General features: G+C 44.0%; 15 protein-coding genes. 12 read left to right on the top strand and 3 right to left on the bottom strand.

What is annotated here, in order from left to right:
• Window positions 1-372 precede the first annotated feature (372 nt).
• Entirely contained in the window at window positions 373-1,116 is a 744-nt protein-coding gene (gene gpmA / locus M3N64_RS08140) for a 2,3-diphosphoglycerate-dependent phosphoglycerate mutase (RefSeq protein ID WP_249100855.1), read from the bottom strand.
• A gap of 314 nt (window positions 1,117-1,430) precedes the next feature.
• On the opposite strand from gpmA, the gene M3N64_RS08135 reads away from it, so the two are divergent.
• The 3 genes from M3N64_RS08135 (at window position 1,431) to M3N64_RS08125 (ending at window position 3,525) form a co-directional block, all read left to right on the top strand.
• Window positions 1,431-2,216: a threonine/serine exporter family protein gene (locus tag M3N64_RS08135; RefSeq protein WP_249100852.1), complete on the top strand. Its 786-nt coding sequence runs from the start codon at window positions 1,431-1,433 to the stop codon at window positions 2,214-2,216.
• 10 nt (window positions 2,217-2,226) lie between these two features.
• Window positions 2,227-2,730: a threonine/serine exporter family protein gene (locus tag M3N64_RS08130; protein ID WP_249100849.1), complete on the top strand. Its 504-nt coding sequence runs from the start codon at window positions 2,227-2,229 to the stop codon at window positions 2,728-2,730.
• A 90-nt stretch (window positions 2,731-2,820) separates the two neighbouring features.
• Window positions 2,821-3,525, top strand: a complete 705-nt coding sequence (locus tag M3N64_RS08125; protein ID WP_249100846.1) for an SGNH/GDSL hydrolase family protein — start codon at window positions 2,821-2,823, stop codon at window positions 3,523-3,525.
• A 51-nt stretch (window positions 3,526-3,576) separates the two neighbouring features.
• Here the strand turns inward: M3N64_RS08125 and M3N64_RS08120 are convergent, their stop codons facing one another.
• Window positions 3,577-5,679 (bottom strand): DNA topoisomerase III, encoded by a 2,103-nt coding sequence (locus M3N64_RS08120; RefSeq protein WP_249100841.1) that lies wholly within the window; start codon window positions 5,677-5,679, stop codon window positions 3,577-3,579.
• Window positions 5,680-6,019: 340 nt separating this feature from the next.
• Here M3N64_RS08120 and M3N64_RS08115 point away from each other — a divergent pair, with 340 nt between their 5' ends.
• The 5 genes from M3N64_RS08115 (at window position 6,020) to M3N64_RS08095 (ending at window position 11,700) form a co-directional block, all read left to right on the top strand.
• The gene (locus M3N64_RS08115) at window positions 6,020-6,454 is read left to right on the top strand and encodes an Hsp20/alpha crystallin family protein (protein WP_249100838.1); all 435 of its coding nucleotides are present in this window, start codon (window positions 6,020-6,022) and stop codon (window positions 6,452-6,454) included.
• A gap of 493 nt (window positions 6,455-6,947) precedes the next feature.
• A complete protein-coding gene (locus M3N64_RS08110) occupies window positions 6,948-8,705 on the top strand; it encodes an ABC transporter transmembrane domain-containing protein (protein ID WP_249100836.1) in 1,758 nt (585 codons plus the stop codon).
• The gene (locus M3N64_RS08105; RefSeq protein ID WP_249100833.1) at window positions 8,702-10,495 is read left to right on the top strand and encodes an ABC transporter ATP-binding protein; all 1,794 of its coding nucleotides are present in this window, start codon (window positions 8,702-8,704) and stop codon (window positions 10,493-10,495) included. Before M3N64_RS08110 ends, M3N64_RS08105 begins: the two co-directional genes overlap by 4 nt.
• Before the next feature lie 213 nt (window positions 10,496-10,708).
• Window positions 10,709-11,020: a hypothetical protein gene (locus M3N64_RS08100; RefSeq protein ID WP_249100829.1), complete on the top strand. Its 312-nt coding sequence runs from the start codon at window positions 10,709-10,711 to the stop codon at window positions 11,018-11,020.
• Between the two features lie 254 nt (window positions 11,021-11,274).
• Window positions 11,275-11,700 (top strand): hypothetical protein, encoded by a 426-nt coding sequence (locus M3N64_RS08095; RefSeq protein ID WP_249100826.1) that lies wholly within the window; start codon window positions 11,275-11,277, stop codon window positions 11,698-11,700.
• Window positions 11,701-11,727: 27 nt separating this feature from the next.
• Here the strand turns inward: M3N64_RS08095 and M3N64_RS14195 are convergent, their stop codons facing one another.
• Complete coding sequence (locus M3N64_RS14195; RefSeq protein WP_249100823.1) at window positions 11,728-12,858, bottom strand: mechanosensitive ion channel family protein; 1,131 nt, start codon at window positions 12,856-12,858, stop codon at window positions 11,728-11,730.
• A gap of 495 nt (window positions 12,859-13,353) precedes the next feature.
• Between M3N64_RS14195 and lpdA the strand changes: the two genes are divergently transcribed.
• From lpdA to M3N64_RS08070, 4 genes are read left to right on the top strand one after another with little or no spacing between them, the layout of a single operon-like run.
• A complete protein-coding gene (gene lpdA / locus M3N64_RS08085) occupies window positions 13,354-14,772 on the top strand; it encodes a dihydrolipoyl dehydrogenase (protein WP_249100821.1) in 1,419 nt (472 codons plus the stop codon).
• A complete protein-coding gene (locus M3N64_RS08080; RefSeq protein WP_249100818.1) occupies window positions 14,769-15,794 on the top strand; it encodes a thiamine pyrophosphate-dependent dehydrogenase E1 component subunit alpha in 1,026 nt (341 codons plus the stop codon). The genes lpdA and M3N64_RS08080 overlap by 4 nt, the downstream gene beginning before the upstream one ends.
• A gap of 11 nt (window positions 15,795-15,805) precedes the next feature.
• Complete coding sequence (locus tag M3N64_RS08075) at window positions 15,806-16,789, top strand: alpha-ketoacid dehydrogenase subunit beta (RefSeq protein WP_249100814.1); 984 nt, start codon at window positions 15,806-15,808, stop codon at window positions 16,787-16,789.
• Between the two features lie 20 nt (window positions 16,790-16,809).
• A complete protein-coding gene (locus M3N64_RS08070) occupies window positions 16,810-18,087 on the top strand; it encodes a dihydrolipoamide acetyltransferase family protein (protein ID WP_249100811.1) in 1,278 nt (425 codons plus the stop codon).
• Window positions 18,088-18,092: the final 5 nt, after the last annotated feature.

Raw genomic sequence — 18,092 nt, 5'->3', positions numbered from 1 at the left:
ATCTTAGAGAAAGTTCCTTCTTCACCTATAAATGTCAATCTGTATCCGTTGTTTGCAGCACCGCTGCGAGCGCTCCGGCGGGCAGACAGGAATCTGAGGGGTTTCAATGGTACGTGAGTCCCGCAAAGCACACATCCTCAGTTTGATGCTGAGCCATTGCCTGATTGGATATCATCTTTACCTGTTAAGAAAAACCGGCCATGCCCGGTCCACAATCTCCAGCCACATGTCATGGGTTCGTGTTTTTACGGTACTGAATCGGCGCTTCAGTTGCTCGCTTGCCGCCGTTGCACTTATACGATAATCCGCTGAATTTTAAACTTTCTTATAATAAAAAAACACTCCGATCGGAGTGTTTCTTCAGGACAATGTTTATTTTGTTTCTGCAGAAGGAAGTACTTCTTTGTCGCTTGGGCCGTCAGCAGTTAAATAGTAACGGTTGAGTGGCTTGAGATTATCATCAAGTTCATAAACAAGCGGAGTGCCAGTCGGAATGTTCAATCCGACGATTGTGTCTGCATCAACGTTGTCCAAATGTTTCACGAGTGCGCGCAGCGAATTGCCATGAGCGGCAATAATTACTTTTCTGCCTTCTTTAATTTTTGGGGCGATTTCATTATTCCAGTAAACAAGAACGCGATCAACCGTATCCAGCAGATCTTCCGTCAATGGCTGTTCCGATTCAGGAAGGTTCGCGTATCTTGGATCTTTTAATTGCGCAAGATAGCGCTCATCATCTTTTGCAAGTGCTGGCGGTTTAACATCTGCGGAACGTCTCCAGATATGTACCTGTTCAGCACCATATTTTTCTGCCGTTTTTGCTTTGTTGAGTCCCTGCAGTGCACCATAGTGGCGTTCATTCAGGCGCCATGAATGTTCAACAGGAATCCAGGTCAGGTTCAGTGCGTGAAGTACGTTCCAGAGTGTATGGTTAGCACGAGTTAATACAGAAGTATAGGCCAGATCAAAAGTATAGCCGTTTTTCTTAAGAATTTCTCCCGCTTCTGTTGCTTCCTGCTCGCCTTTTTCTGTAAGGTCCACATCTGTCCAACCGGTAAAACGATTTTCAAGGTTCCAAGCACTTTGACCGTGCCTGATCAATACGAGTTTGATCATTAGTGTGAAACACTCCTCTCAAATTTTACACATACGATAACAGATCATTCATGGAGTACATTGAAAGAACAGACAGCTGATTGTTTTTTCAATGACAGGTACACATGAGAAGTATCGACGTGATAAAGCCATTTTACTCATATAACTTGCGTCAAGCGGCATTGAATGACGAAGCAGTGACTTTTACATCAATTAATTATATCATGCTTTTTTTGCTTTGACATTTTCATCTTTTAAAACAATGTGAAAGTCTTGTTATCACTGAATGCACATATTATAATGAGCATACCAAAAATGAGAGAGAGACGTAAAAAATGAATGGTTTTCTGGAAAAATTTCAAAAGAAAGACGGCACAGAAGGATTTGTCCATGAGGTGGCGGCGGTTTGTGTTCTTGCAGGGAAAATTTTGCTGCAAAACGGCGCCGAAACATTTCGCGTTGAAGATACGATGAATCGCATTGCAAACAGTTATGCGGTTCATGATGCGCAGAGTTTTGTGACACCGACCGGCATCATTTTTTCAATTGAAAATCATGATGTCACACAGTTAATACGCATTAGTGAGCGTGGAACGAATTTACGGAAAGTGACACAGGTAAATACATTATCGAGAAAGGTTGCACAGGGTGAAGTGAACTTGACTGAGCTGCAAAGGCTGCTTGTTCATATTGATCGCTCAACCACAGCTTATCCGGATTGGTTGCAGATTTTGGCGGCGGCGATTGCCAGCAGTTGTTTTTTATTAATGTTTTTAGGGAAGTGGCAGGATTTACTTCCTGCTTTTATCGCCGGGGGAGCAGGTCAGGGAGGCATGATTTATTTTCATAAATTGGTTAAAGTGAAATTCTTTTCTGAATTTATGTCATCAATCGTCATCGGTTTGATTGCACTTGCCAGTGTTAAAATTGGAATCGGCTTTGAGATTAATAAAATCATTATTGGTGCAGTGATGCCGCTTGTACCCGGCGTTCCCATCACGAATGCAATACGTGATATTATGGCGGGGGATCTAGTCTCAGGCCTGTCAAAAAGCGCGGAGGCCATGCTGACTGCATTTGCTGTCGGCATTGGTGTGACCGCTGCACTTGTTCTTGACTGAGGTGAGGAACATGCATTTATTGCTGGTTATATCCGTTCAATCAATTACAAGCTATCTGGCAACCTGTGCTTTTGGTATTATCTTTAATATCCCATTTAAGCCTCTGCTTCACGGCGGTTTAATTGGAATGATTGCCTGGATCATTTACTTTTTTCTGTTTCAATCCACTGGCAATGATTTCACGGCAACATTTGCCGCTTCATTCATCATTGCAATCATGAGCCAGATTTTTGCCAGAGTGTGCAAAAACCCGGTTATCTTATACAGTGTAGCAGGAATCATCCCACTTGTACCTGGGGGGCTGACCTATTCTGTGATGAGCGGGGCAGTCGGTAACAATTACGAAGTAGCGATCTACTTTGCAGAGAAAGTGTTTGTATTATCCGGCTCCATTGCAATGGGGTTAATTTTTTCGGAAGTGTTGTTTCAAATCTATGAAAAAATTCAGTTTTTCCGGCATAAAAGGCGTTCTGGTGTGATTTTGGCACATAAAGGGAAATTTTTCTCAAAGTAGCTGTAAAAATGCCTGTCAATTTGTTAGTATGGAAAGAAATAAAAGGTTCAGACTTGTTTCCATTCGGTTAATTGAGGGGTGAACTACAAAATGAAAGTTATTTGTTTTGGAGACAGTGTGACACGGGGAATTATTTTTGTGCACGGTCGCTTCAGAATCATTCGTGAAAACTATCCTGCACTGCTGCAAAAAGCATTGGGCAATGATGACGAAGTGATTAATAAAGGCGTATTTAATGACAATTCGGATCTTCTTGTAAAACGGCTTGATCATGATGTCCTTGATGAACATCCTGATCTCGTGCTCATCAATATTGGTGGCAATGATTGTAACTTTCATTGGGATCAGGTGGCTAAGCTTCCGGATTCGGAGCATGTACCGATTGTTTCGCTGGAACGTTATTTGACGAATATATCGCTGATGATTCGCAAGATCTCATCATCAGGCGCACTTCCTGTGGTTCTGAGCCTGCTTCCTCTTGATCCGGCAAGGTATTATCGCTCGCTTATAGAGCACTATAGTCATTCAATCGGCCATTGGATCGGTTTATGCGGCGGTATCGAACATTGGCACGGAATGTACAATCGCGCATTAAAGAAGCTATGCAGAGAACGCGATGTGAAGCTCATTGACATCCGTACTGCTTTTAAAAAGAAAGGAAGTTTCGTTGAACTGATTAATGAGGATGGCCTTCATCCGACAGCAAAAGGCTATCAGGCTCTGGCTGAGATTGTGTTCGAATATATACCGGATCTGAAACAATGTGTCCGCCGTATGCGCGCACTTTCTTCCTGAATAAAACACCATAAAAAGAGTAAGAAGAAAAACGGAGGCCCGTTTTCCTTCTTACTCTTTTTTTTCTTTTAAAGCCGCTTTTAAAGCGTCTGCTAAACTGTTTCTTACTGGTTCGCTTTTTTTGTTTAGTTTATTCAGCAGCCTTCGAGTTTCTTTTTTATCTGCCGTACTGCTTTTTTTATCTGCTTTTTCAACAATTCCACAAAAGCGACACTGAAAATACATTCCTGCTTTTCCTTTGTGTATTTCCATTTTTTTGTGGCATGTCGGACATCGCCTGTTTGACAGCTTTGGATCTTTTCGCCTTCGGAACCCACAGGAACGGTTAATGCAGACAAGCACGCGCCCTCCGTCTCGATCCCGAACTTCTTTCATTGGGGAACCGCACTCCGGGCACTTTGTTTCAGTCAAGTTGTGGATTTTGTAGTTTTGACTGCTGTTTTTAACATCGCGGACAAGCGCCTGAGTCTGTTTGCGTATCTTCGTCATAAATTGCTTAGGATCGCCCTCTCCTCTTGCAATATCTTCCAACTGCTTTTCCCATTCAGCAGTCAGTTCCGGAGATCTGAGGTCATCGCTGACAAGCTCGATTAATTGTTTTCCCTTTTCGGTTAGTCTTAAGTGTCCATGAACCCGTTCAACCGTTTCTGCCTGCAAAAGTTTCTCAATAATATCCGCACGTGTTGCCGGCGTACCCAGTCCATACTTCTCCATTTTGGTCAGAAGATCAGCTTCTGTAAAGCGGGCAGGTGGCTCTGTCATCTTTTCTTCAATCTGGATCGGGAGGGAGCCAAGTTCCTGCTTACTTGCCAGCTTCAGCGGGGCATGTTCGTTCCGTGCTGCTTCTGCACGTAATACCGATTTAAAACCCGGGAACATTTCGTTTTCTTCATTGATAATGAAGCGTTCCCCCTGCACGTCTATTTCTGCCCGTATCAATCGACTTTTACTTTCTGGGTAAAAAAGCGCAAGAAATCTGCGCACAATCAAATCATAAATTCGACGTTCATCCTCAGACAGATCATTTATATAAACGGGTTCCTCTGTTGGGATGAGTGCGTGATGATCGTTAACTCTTTTGTCATTATAGACAAATGAAGCAGCAAGTCTGCCGTGATGCTTATGAATAATCGAACGTGTCTCTTCGCCGTAGACAGAGGAGATCGCGTGCAGTCGTTCCGGCATAGTGGATGCGAGATCCTGGGTCAGGTAACGGGAGTCTGTTCTTGGATAGGTGACAATTTTATAATGTTCATACAGGTTTTGAAGTACATTTAATGTTTTCTTGGCTGAAAATCCGAATCGCCGGTTCGCGTCCCGCTGCAGCTCGGTTAAATCGTAAGGAAGTGGCTGCCTTTCGTTTTTTTCTTTCATAATAACAGATCGAACGATTGCATTCTTTCCAGATATTTTTTTCTTGATGGCTTCGGTTTCTTCATAGTTCATGATCTTTGTCTGATCACCGCGCTGCCACAAGGCACGGTGCCCATTATAGTCGAGAAAAATCTGCCAGTAGGGCCGGGGCGTGAACGATTGAATGGCCTGCTCACGCTTCATCAGCATACTCAGTGTTGGTGTCTGAACGCGTCCCGCGGATAATGAATCGTTATATTTGGTAGTCAGCGCGCGTGATATGTTCAGACCAATCAGCCAGTCGGCTTCTGAGCGACAGACAGCGGATTGATAGAGTTTATCATAGGCACTGGCGGGGCGGAGCTTGTCAAACCCGGTCCGAATGGCGCGATCAGTCTGCGAAGAGATCCACAGTCTTTTAATCGGCTTTCGCCAGTTGATTTTTTCAATAATCCAGCGGGCTACCAGCTCCCCTTCGCGTCCCGCATCCGTAGCAATAATTAATTCGCCGAGGTCTGTTCGCTTTGCAAGCCGTGCAATAGCCTGAAACTGCGTACGGGTTTTTTTAATGGGTCTGGTTTCCATTTTCTGTGGGATAATTGGAAGATCTTCAAGCCGCCATGTTTTGTATTTATTATCGTACTCCTCAGGTAGCTTAAGCTCAATCAGATGGCCGAGCGCCCAAGTGACGATGTAGTCTTTTCCCTCAATGTAGTTACGATTTATCTCTTTACAGCCAAGCACGCGCGCGATTTCGCGTGCAACGCTCGGCTTTTCAGCCAGAACGAGTGATTTTGACATATGAAAAGGTTTCCTTTCTGTAGTTACATATACCATCTGTGTGGGTGAACGCTGCTTTAAGAATGCTTTAGGTGTCACTGATTTACATTATAACGGAATTTGGCTTGTATTTCAGGTGAATAAAAGGTTAACAAAGATCAATCATTTGTTTGACCTTTATTGACCATATTGTTATAATAAGGATGCAAGGGTTAGGCAAAGATGAAAGCCAAATCCGTCATCCCAATGAAGATCAAGGAAGCGATGAATGATGTAATGATTAGGTGGCTTGAGTATAATCATTCATTTTAAGGAGAAATTAGTTTGTAGACAGCTTCAACTTCTAGAGGAGGAATGTACGATGGCAAATTTATATCCGGCAAAAAGAGATCGCGATGGATTTTTTGATTTCCTGCCTTCCTGGTTTGACGAATGGGGGCATAACTTCTTTCACAATGGCGGACTGCAGCCACTTGCTGCTGATGTTCAGGAACGTGAAGACGCATATGATGTGAAAATGGATCTGCCTGGATTCAGTAAAGACAGCATTCGAATTGATTTTGACAACGGCGTGCTTACTGTTGATGCGTCACGTAATCAGGAATCCAGTGAAAAAGCGGAGGATGGAAGCTACATTCGTAAAGAGCGTGCTTCCGGTGCCTATACGCGCAGATTTATGTTTGATAATGTTCAGGAAGATAGCATTTCAGCTTCATATAAAGACGGTGTTTTGGAAATTATGCTTCCTAAGAAAGAGGGAAGCAAAAATAATCGGAAAGAAATCACGATTAATTAAAATGTATAAGCAATGTATCAAGGGTTGTTCTAAAATGGGACAGCCTTTTATTTTTTGGCCCAGGGTTTACTTAACCTGGAAATAATTATATAATGGCTACATGATTTGAAATGGATGGAGGTGAGCGTCATGAAAGGGACACAGAATACGGGAAGTGCAATTCGTAAACTGATTGTTCATTTTATTGATGCTGTTGTGGCGCTCACTTTTTATCTTCGGCGTACTTGATTTTCAAACCGTCTTTTTCGGTTTATTGTTCATCAGGCTGCGGGAGAAGAGTGCTCACTCTTCTCCCGCAGTTTTTTATACTATGAGAAAGTTTAAAATTCAGCGGATTATCGTATAAGCGCAGGCGGTGACTTCGCCCGTGTCAAAGGCTTGGCAAAGCTAAGTTTTCTAATATCCATATAAAGTATATAAATTTAGGGTCATAGTATCTATGGTTTTGCGTTCGTCCGCGGTTTTGCTGAAAAGAGAGAGGGAGAGTGTATGCATGCACATTTTTATTGATTTGTGGTGGTTTTTTAAACAAGAACGATTAAAATATGGATTCGGAATTTTATTCCTTATGCTCTCCAGTTTTTTATCGATGATTCCTCCCTATGTTGTCGGCGTTCTCGTCGACTCAATCCGAACGAGAAGCTTAACCCCGTATGGACTGGGAATGTGGATTCTGTTCTTGATATTTATCGGAATTATTTATTACTTCACTGGCTATATCTGGCGTCAATGCATATTCGGCTCATCAATCATTCTCGCGTATCAGTTGAGAAAGAGTCTTTATAAACACTTTACCAGGCTATCGCCAAACTTCTTTCAAAAAAGACGGATCGGCGATTTGATGGCTCATTCAACTAATGATGTCAACGCGGTACAGGTTGCAGCTGGGGAAGGTATTCTGACGCTGATTGATTCCGTGACGATGGGCGGCATGGTTATTGTCACCATGTCGGTGTTCATTAATTGGAAATTAACTTTAATCACACTGCTGCCGATGCCGATTATGGCTGTTCTGACTATGTATTATGGGAATCTGCTTCATAAACGTTTCAGCAAGGCACAGGCCGCTTTTTCGGATCTAAATGACAAAGTTCAGGAAAATATTTCCGGAGTGCGTGTGATCAAAGCATTTGGTGAGGAAGAAGCGCAAATAAAATTATTCAGAAATGCTTCCAAGGATGTTGTTCAGAAGAATATTGCGGTCGCGAAGATTGATTCACTTTTTGATCCGACGATTACGTTTATTGTTGCAATCTGTTATTTTCTGGCACTTATTTTTGGTGCGACCTATGTGGTTCATGGATCGATGACAATCGGCAGTTTAACGAGTTTTACCCTGTACCTGGGGCAGCTCATCTGGCCGATGCTTGCATTCGGTTTTTTGTTTAATATTGTTGAGCGCGGAAGTGCCTCCTATGACCGTATTCGCAGGTTGCTTGCCATTAAACCTGAAATTGTTGACCAGCCCAATGCATCCGATCAGGTACCAAGCGGATCTCTTGATTACTCGATTCATCATTTTCAATATCCAGGCAGTCAGGCGAGTGTTTTATCTGAGATCAACTTTACTGTGGCGCAGGGGCAGACTTTGGGAATTGTCGGTAAGACCGGAGCAGGAAAAACAACGCTGCTGCGACTTTTGCTTCGTGAATTTGATCTGAAAGATGGGCAGATAAAAATCGGTGGAACATCGATCCGTGACGTTACGCTGAACGCGCTGAGAAGTGCCATTGGCTATGTCCCTCAGGATCATATTCTGTTTTCGGCGACGATTGCGGAAAATATTGCTTTTGCCAAACCGGAGGCATCACAGGAAGAGGTGGAGCGTGTTGCGAAGCTTGCAAGTATTCATGAAGATATTCTTCGCTTTAAAGAAGGATACGGCACGATTGTCGGCGAACGCGGTGTCACTTTGTCCGGAGGTCAGAAACAGCGTATTTCCATTGCACGTGCACTTCTCGCAGATCCCGAACTGCTGATTTTTGACGATTCTCTGTCGGCAGTTGATGCGCGGACTGAAGTCGCGATTCTTCAGGCGTTAAAGACGGAGCGGAAAAATAAAACGACCTTGATTTCCGCACATCGCCTGAGCGCGGTGGAACACGCGGATCTGATCATTGTACTTGAAGCAGGGCAAATTGCTGAACGCGGTACGCACGAGCAGTTGCTTAAGAAAAAAGGCTGGTATGCGGAGATGTATGCGCACCAGCAACTGGAATCGCTCGTTTCAGAAGGAGGCGGAAAAGCGTGAACGAAGAACTGAACCAGGAATCTCATTCGGGACGGCAAGTCATCTGGCGGTTACTCTCTTATCTAAAATTTTTCAAGAAAAAAACGTTGATCGCCTTCATTGTGCTTCTGACTGCTACAGGAGCGGATGTTCTCGGGCCGATTGTGATGAAAATTTTTATTGACGATTATCTGACGCCACGTTTTTTTCCGGTGCGACCACTTATGCTGCTGGCAGCTGCCTTTATCGGTTTATATGCTGTATCGGCGTTATTTAACTATTATCAGGTCATCTCTTTTCAAAGAATCGCATTGAATATTGTTCAAATGATCCGTGTGGAAGTCTTCTCTAAGGTACAGCACCTTGGCCTCCGTTTTTTTGATCAAACACCTGGCGGGAGTCTGGTCTCAAGAATCACAAATGATACGGAAACGATTAAAGATCTGTATGTAACCGTTCTGTCAACGATTGTAAACAGTACGGTCATGATGATTGGCATCTTTACAGGTATGTTTTTTCTTGATATGCGGCTGGCTTTTATTTGTTTACTGCTCATGCCTTTTCTATTGGTACTCATGTGGGTATACCGTAAGCTCAGTTCCAAGATTTATCGAGTGACCCGTGTGAAACTGAGTCAGCTTAATGCAAAATTGAACGAATCACTCCAGGGTATGTCAATGATCCAGGCGATGAGGCAGGAGAAGCGGCTGCGGAACGAATTTGGACATATCAACAGTGAGCATAAAATGGCATTGCTTCAAAGTGTACGCTTGAACAGTTTGATGCTTCGTTCGGCGGTCTATTCTGTTTATTTAATTGGATTGATGATGATTCTGAGTTTTTTTGGTATTCAGTCCTTTGATCATGTGGTTAAGATCGGTGTCCTTTATGCTTTTATCAACTATCTTGATCGCTTTTTTGACCCGATCAATCAAATCATGCAGCAACTGACCATCTTTCAACAGGCGATGGTGTCTGCAGAGCGTGTGTTCGGCCTGCTTGACGATCATCGAACTGCGCCTGTCCAGGAAGGAAATCTGAATGCAGCAGTCAGGGAAGGAAGGATTGAATTCAAGGATGTGACTTTTTCTTATGATGGGCAAACGGATGTGCTGAAGCATATTTCATTTACGGCCAATCCAGGTGAGACCGTTGCACTGGTCGGACATACCGGAAGCGGAAAAAGTTCGATCATAAATTTGCTGATGCGTTTTTATCCGATCGAGCGTGGTGGAATTTATATTGATGGAGAGCCTCTGACTGCTTTTTCGGATCAAGAGCTGCGCAGGCGAATTGGTCTTGTACTTCAGGATTCATTCATGTTTGTCGGCAATGTTGCAGATAACATCAGGCTCAGCCACCATCAGATTACCGATGAACAGGTCAAAGCAGCTGCCGAATTTGTGCAGGCGGATCAATTTATAAATAAATTGCCGCACCAATATCATGAACCGGTTGGGGAACGCGGAGCTACCTTTTCAAGTGGGCAACGCCAGCTTCTTTCATTCGCCCGAACGATGGCACAGAACCCGAAAATTCTTGTTTTGGATGAGGCGACAGCAAGTGTTGATACAGAAACGGAGGAAGCGATTCAGGAAGCTTTGTCTAAGATGAGGAGAGGACGTACAACCATTGCCATTGCCCATCGGCTTTCTACGATACAGGATGCTGATCAAATTCTTGTCCTTCATCGGGGTGAGATTGTTGAACGCGGCACACATCAGGAATTGCTTAAAAAAGGCGGTCTATACTATAAAATGTATCAGCTGCAGCATGGCAAGACTGGTGATAAAGTATCCTCTGCTCATTGAACGAGCACGTCAACGACAAATAGCTTGCCCTTTATCGGAACTCAAGGCGTTCTGGGCAGATCATAAAGCATGTAATAGCTGAAAAGTACAATAGATACGCCTGATTTTTATGATGTACCTATTTGCTTTCGAAAGAGCAGATGGATAGCATATAATAATAGATGTAGTCAGTAATTGAGCCAGGAGAAATTGAGCAAGAGGTGATTTCTGAACATGGCAAAACAAATTGTTTCCGTCAAGATTCCGTTAAGTATGACCGGCGGTATGACATTGAAACGAATGTTTCGTCTTTTCGAGACAATCAGAAGATGCCGCTGCAAAGCTTTTTTTTCAAATGATGGATCGATATTTCCAATACGGAATTTGTCACAAACGATGAAATATCTGTCCGAAGTGCAAACAAAAGAAATTTTACTCGTTCTTGAAGGTGAAGATGCGAAGGATCTGCACAGAAAAATTATGGAAACGATACAACTTGCACAGGAAAATGCCCGTGAGAACCCGGGTCTTTATCGACATGGATAACTGACAGTCAGTAAAAATGGATATAGGAATCGAAAAAAGGTGTCTTAAAAGTCTTTCTTGACTGTGAGGCACCTTTTATTTCTATGGTCCTGTTATTAAAGAATTTTACTGAAAATCAACCGAGCTGTGAACAGTAAAGTTTAACAGCGCCATTTCTGAAAAAATGATCGTGATGAATGCATCATACTGTTTGGCCAAGCATACGATGAACTAGGTCAATGATGGCCAATAATCGGAAGCAGGGTGCTGCAATCATGATTCGACATATTTTTGCTTGCGTGATCAGTGTAACTGGTATCGCAATGACGTGTGTCCAAATGATTTTCGGTGCATTCACCTATGTCGCAACATTACTGGACAGCAGATTCATTGATCATCTGCAGGTGAACGCAGATTTAGTAACAGCCCATGGGGCGGAAAACAGTCTGCAGTCATTCGGATGCCACGCCTTTATTGCCGGAATTGTCTGCTTTTCTATGTCGCTATTCGCACTTTATTATTATGTGATTAAAAAACAGCGGTTGCTTTCTGGGCTCTGCTTTCTGCTGGCGGGAAGTCTTAATTGCCTGATCCTATTTGGTTCCGGACTTCCTGCAGGAGTGATGATCATTGCTGCGGGCGTTGCAGTCATGGCAGGAAAAGCGGACATGGCTACGCCTAAACCGCCGATTGCTCAGTAGGAACACGCGTAGTTCTGCTTTGGCAACCTATTCGTGAGAATGTGAGCGTCCTTGGCCGTGATTTTGTTCTATGTCATTGTTCTGCTTTGAAAATGCTGCCTGTTTCGTTTCAGGCATAATCATCAATGAACGGTTCATGGCCAATTCAATGCCCTCATCATGGAGAATTTCAAGGACGGCGTAATTGTACTTTTCCTTTGTTTTCATCCAATCATCGAAATCAGTCGTTTTCAGAAAGAAATCGATCAGCAGATTCATATTATCCGAAGCGATTTTATCCAGGTAAATATTCTTCCGCTCCTGAAATACATCAGTATCAGCATCCAGCATCTGTCGGATGCGTTCAAGACATCTTCGAATCTGTTCATTGTTTGTAGCAAGACTTATCGGCAGATTAAAGAATATACGGCGCTTATCCATTTTTGACAGATTGGTGATCGGTGCATTCGCCAATGTTGAGTTTGGAACAGTTACCAAAGCGAGATCCGCGGTCCGAATACGCGTTGAACGGAAATTAATGTCTTCAACGACACCCTCAATGGACCCGGTATGGATGATATCGCCGATTGTAAATGGCGCGTCGGTAATAATAACAATGCCTCCGAAGAGATTGCTTAACGTATCCTTAGCTGCCATAGCAATAGCAAGCCCACCAATGCCCAGCCCGGTAATAAGTCCGGTTACATGATAGTTCCACTGATCAAGAATCATGGCGATTGTAAGGACAGCGACGATAAATTTCATGACTTTTGAAAGAAACGGAATGACAATCGTATTAAATTGAAAATCATACCGGGCTCCCATGTGCTGGAAAAAGAGTCCAATCGCATCAGAGAAAATATAAAATCCCCAGCCAATGGAAAAAATAGCGGAAGATTTAAAAACCAGTGAAAGAAATGCCTTCCATTGATGAGGCATCGGCAAATAAATAAGTGCAAAATAAAGACCGGCAACCAGAAGAATGAAGTTAATCGGGCGACGAAAAGCGCCAATCAGTGCATCATCGATCGGTGTTTTGCTGAATTTTGTTAGTCCTGCAACTATTTTTACAAAGAATCTTGAAAAAAGTGCTCTTGTCAAAAAAAAGATTCCAAAAATAACAAAAGCAATAAGTCCGTCTGTCCAAGTAATCGCTAAAACCCATTTAAACTGTTCCACATTGTTCACTCCGAAAATAAGTTGACTTAATCATAGCATGAGTTACATCAATTATGTTCATTCTAATTCAGTTTCCCAGAAATGATCAATGGTAATCATAAAGTTAACAGCGAAGCAGGCTAATTCATAATTATGGAATATGTGGAGTGGGGTGTCTATTTACAGAGGTGACTTGTGCTTCCATATATACAGTATATATAAATGAAATACAATGCGATTCCGATGTTGTCAGTTAATGATAACAGGGGTAAAATAATCTAAGAGACACAGATCATGTTCAGAAACATTTTAGTCTGCGGAAAATCTGACGTTTGGATGTTTTGCGGCTGCTTGAATGATTTGCCCGCAAAACTCAGTGCCAACATTTGCTGCCCCAGCTGGGATAAATGAATTCCAAACGTGACGGGCACATGTAACAGTCTGATCTGATGATGATTGAAACCTTTCGCGGTTGAGTACGTAAATAGGCGATGCAAGAATAAGGAGTGACTTTTTATGGCTAAAAATTATGACCTGGTCCTATTAGGTGGTGGAACAGGTGGGTACGTTGCGGCAATTCGTGCCAGCCAGCTTGGATTGAAGACGGCGATCGTTGAAAAAGAAGCACTTGGCGGAACTTGTCTGCACAAAGGATGTATTCCGACTAAAGCATTTTTACGAAGTGCAGAAGTGTACGATGCAATCAAAAAAAGCACGTCATTCGGCATCGAGGTGCCCGAAGCCATACTCCATTTTGAAAAAATTCAAGAACGAAAGCGCACGATCATCGAACGTCTGCATCAGGGAATTCAGCAGCTGATGAAAAAAGGAGCCATTGACGTTTATAAAGGATATGGAAGAATGCTTGGACAGTCAATCTTTTCTCCGCTTCCCGGCTCCATCTCTGTAGAATTCGCAGATGATCGGGAAAACGAGATCCTGACTTCGAAAAATGTCATCATTGCAACCGGAACAAGGCCGCGTTCCCTTAAAGGTCTCACTATTGATGGCGAGTATGTGCTGTCATCTGATGAAGCACTGGATCTTCAGACATGCCCGGGGTCTGTGCTTATTATTGGCGGCGGGGTCATTGGTGTTGAGTGGGCTTCAATGCTTGCTGATTTTGGGGCTGATGTGACTATTTTGGAATATAGCGACCGGATCATTCCATTGGAAGATAAAACACTGTCAGCAAGTCTGTCCCGTAACTTAAAGAAAAGGGGAATCAAGATTGTTACATCGGCCAATGTATTGCCAGATACATTGGAACATTCTGACGGTATAGCCATTCGTGCCGAAATCGGCGGTGAACAATGTACTTTTTCTGCAGAAAAAATACTTGTTTCTGTTGGAAGGGTGCCAAATACGAAAGACATTGGTCTGGAAAACACAAGTATTGAAACAGAACGCGGATATATCAAAACCAATGCTTACGGCCAGACAAAAGAAGCACATATTTATGCTATCGGTGATGTCGTCGGTGGACTCCAGCTTGCCCATGTCGCTTCACATGAAGGAATTAAAGCGGTTGAGCATCTGGCAGGACTTCCTGTTGAGCCGCTGCATTCAGACCTTGTCCCACGCTGTATTTACACGCATCCTGAAATTGCATCGATTGGGATGACCGAGGATCAGGCGAAAGAATCGCACGCGGTTAAGGTAGGCAAAGTCCCGTTTGCGGCGATTGGCAAAGCACTTGTTTATGGTGAATCAGAAGGTTTTGCCAAAGTGATCGCGGACAAAACAACCAATGATTTGCTAGGCGTTCATATTTTCGGTCCGCACGCAACCGATTTGATTGGTGAAGCGTCCATTGCGAAACTGCTGGATGCGACGCCGTGGGAAATATCCGAAGCTATCCACGCGCATCCGACTTTGTCGGAAATAATTGGAGAAGCCGCACTGGCGGCAGACGGGAGAGCGATTCACATATGATCAGAGAAAGCAGTAGTACGACACAGGTAAAAAATCGGCATCGGGAATTGGGATTGTCGGATCAGGATGTTCTGAATATGTATACGCAAATGCTGAAAGCAAGACGAGTAGATGAACGTCTTTGGCTTTTAAATCGGGCAGGCAAAATTCCGTTTGTTGTTTCTTGTCAGGGACAGGAAGCGGCGCAAGTTGGTGCGGCATTTGCCTTGAATCAGAAAAAAGATTACGTGGCTCCCTATTATCGGGATTTCGGTTTCGTTTTCGCGTGGGGAATGACCGTTAAAGAGTTGATGTTGAATAATTTTGCCAAAGCAGAAGATCCGAATTCCGGAGGCCGCCAAATGCCGGGACATTTTGGATACCGCAAGCTGCGCATGCTTAGCCATTCTTCTCCGGTTACAACGCAAAATCCGCACGCGGTTGGTATTGCGCTGGCGGCAAAATTAAAAGGTGATGATGTTGTCAGCTTTGTAACTTTTGGCGAAGGATCTTCGAACCAGGGTGACTTTCATGAAGCGGCTAATTTTGCCAGTGTGTTTAAGCTCCCGGTTATTTTTCTGTGTGAAAACAACCATTACGCGATTTCGGTTTCTTTAAAACGTCAACTGGCCTGCGCGCATGTTTCTGACCGTGCCACCGGATATGGCATGCCCGGGAAAACCTTTGACGGGAATGATCCTCTGGCAGCCTATGCGGCAGTCAAAGAAGCGGCAGATCGGGCACACCGCGGTGAGGGACCGACATTGCTTGAAGCCGATGGATATCGATTAATGCCGCATACGAGTGATGATAACGATTTATCCTATCGAACAAAAAAAGAGGTTGAGGACGCAAAAAAACGTGACGGTGTTCTGACTTTTGCAGACTATTTGCGCGCAATTGGAATTTTGGATGAAGTAACTGAAGAAAAGCTGGAAGAGCAGATCAGAAAAGAGATCGATGAAGCAACGGACTATGCGGAGCATGCACCGTTTGCCACAGCAGATACGGTATTCCGATATGTGTATGAGGATAAGGATTGAGGGGGAGAAATATGGCTGTCATTTCGTATATTGAAGCCGTGACTCAGGCGCTTGATGAAGAAATGAGTCGCGATCAAAATGTGTTTGTCATGGGCGAAGACGTCGGAAAGCGCGGCGGTGTTTTTCAGGCGACAAAAGGATTATACGAGAAATACGGCGAAAATCGGGTGATTGATACACCGCTGGCCGAATCTGCAATCGCCGGTGTCGGAATTGGTGCGGCAATGTATGGGATGCGTCCGGTTGCCGAAATGCAGTTCTCTGATTTTATGCTGCCAGCTGCCAATCAGATTATATCCGAAGCAGCCAAAACACGCTATCGCTCAAACAATGAATGGACAGTGCCGATAACGATCCGCGCGCCATTTGGCGGAGGCGTACACGGAGGGCTGTACCATTCACAGTCTATGGAGGCAATCTTTGCCAATGTGCCGGGACTGAAAATCGTGATCCCTTCAACTCCATATGATGTTAAAGGTTTACTTAAGGCCTCCATTCGCGACAACGATCCGGTCATTTTTTTTGAACATAAACGTGCATATCGATTAATAAAAGGCGAAGTTCCTGAGGACGACTATGTACTGCCATTGGGGAAGGCGGATATCAAGCGTGAAGGCAGAGATGTGACTGTGATCACCTATGGTCTGATGGTGCATGATGTGCTTCAGGCTGCAGAGAAATTGGAAAAAGAGGGTATTTCAGTTCATCTGCTGGATTTACGTACGGTATACCCGCTTGACAAAGATGCGATTATTGAAGCAGCAAGGAAAACCGGAAAGGTGCTCTTGATGACTGAGGACAATAAAGAGGGAAGCGTTATCAGCGAAGTAGCCGCCATCATCGCGGAAAACTGCTTGTTTGATTTGGACGCACCGATCCGAAGACTTGCTGCTCCCGATGTACCGGCAATGCCTTACGCGCATCCTCTTGAACAGGCCTTTATGGTAAAGCCGGAACAAGTTGAAAAAGAGATTCGAGACTTGGCCGAATTTTAATCAAAAAGGAGCATGCACTTATGAGCGTTGAAAAAATGGCAATGCCGCAATTAGGAGAAAGCGTCACCGAAGGAACAATCAGTCAGTGGCTGGTGGCAGCCGGTGACTCGGTAAATAAATACGATCCCATTGCTGAAGTTACATCCGATAAGGTCAATGCGGAAATTCCGTCCACCTTTTCAGGCGTGATCAAAGAATTACTGGCTGATGAAGGCGATACGCTTCCTGTGGGAAAGCCGATTTGTTCGATCGAAATTGAAGGAGCGCAGTCTGTGGTTCGGAAACCGGAACCAAGTACAGCTGACGGACAAGCAGCAGACAACCATTCCGATCACGACACCTCTATGAAGAAACGCTATTCTCCTGCTGTTTTAAGGCTGGCACAGGAACATCAACTTGATTTAGAGAAAATAACGGGTTCGGGAAAATACGGGCGAATTACACGCAAGGATGTTGAAGGCTATCTTGCCCATATTCCTACGCAAGCAGCTGAAAAAGCCGTTACCAGAAAAGCGGCTGCAGATCATCTTTCAATGGCGGCGCAACTCGAAACCGCGGAACCTGCGGTAAATAGAACGACTGCACCTCAAAATGAAGCCGGCGACCATATTGTCGCGCTTACGGGTGTCCGCAGAGCCATAGCATCGAACCTGCTTCGCAGCAAGCATGAGATTCCACATGCCTGGACAATGATTGAAGTTGACGTAACCAATCTGGTCAACTACAGAAATCAACTTAAAAATAATTTTTTGAAAAAGGAAGGCCACAAATTGACCTACCTCCCTTTCTTCATCAAAGCAATCGTTGCAGCACTTAAAGAATATCCGCGTATAAACAGTACATGGGCGGGTGACCGAATCATTGAGAAGGGGTCGGTCAATATTTCCCTTGCCGTCGCTGCGGAAGATGCGCTTTACGTACCGGTCATTAAGCATGCTGATGAACAAAGCATAAAGGGACTGGCTTTGTCTGTAGATGAACTCGCCGCGAAAGTTCGGGAAAATCGTTTATCGCCAGAAGACATGCAGGGAGGCACTTTCACCGTTAATAATACAGGTTCCTTTGGTTCGATCCAATCACAGCCGATCATCAATTATCCGCAAGCGGCCATTCTGTCCATCGAATCAATTGTTAAACGCCCGGTCGTCATAAACAATATGATTGCGATCCGTGATATGGTTAATTTGTGCATGTCGATTGATCATCGAGTTCTTGACGGATTGATCACCGGAAAATTTCTTGCCAGAATCAAAGGACTTCTGGAAAGTATTAATTCTGAGAATACGCCAATTTACTAATGAAT

Source organism: Sporolactobacillus mangiferae, assembly GCF_023336505.1.
In the GTDB taxonomy this organism is placed as follows: Bacteria; Bacillota; Bacilli; order Bacillales; family Sporolactobacillaceae; genus Sporolactobacillus; species Sporolactobacillus mangiferae.
Note: the sequence above shows the minus strand (reverse complement) of the source record. Positions and strands in the feature narration are given on the sequence as shown.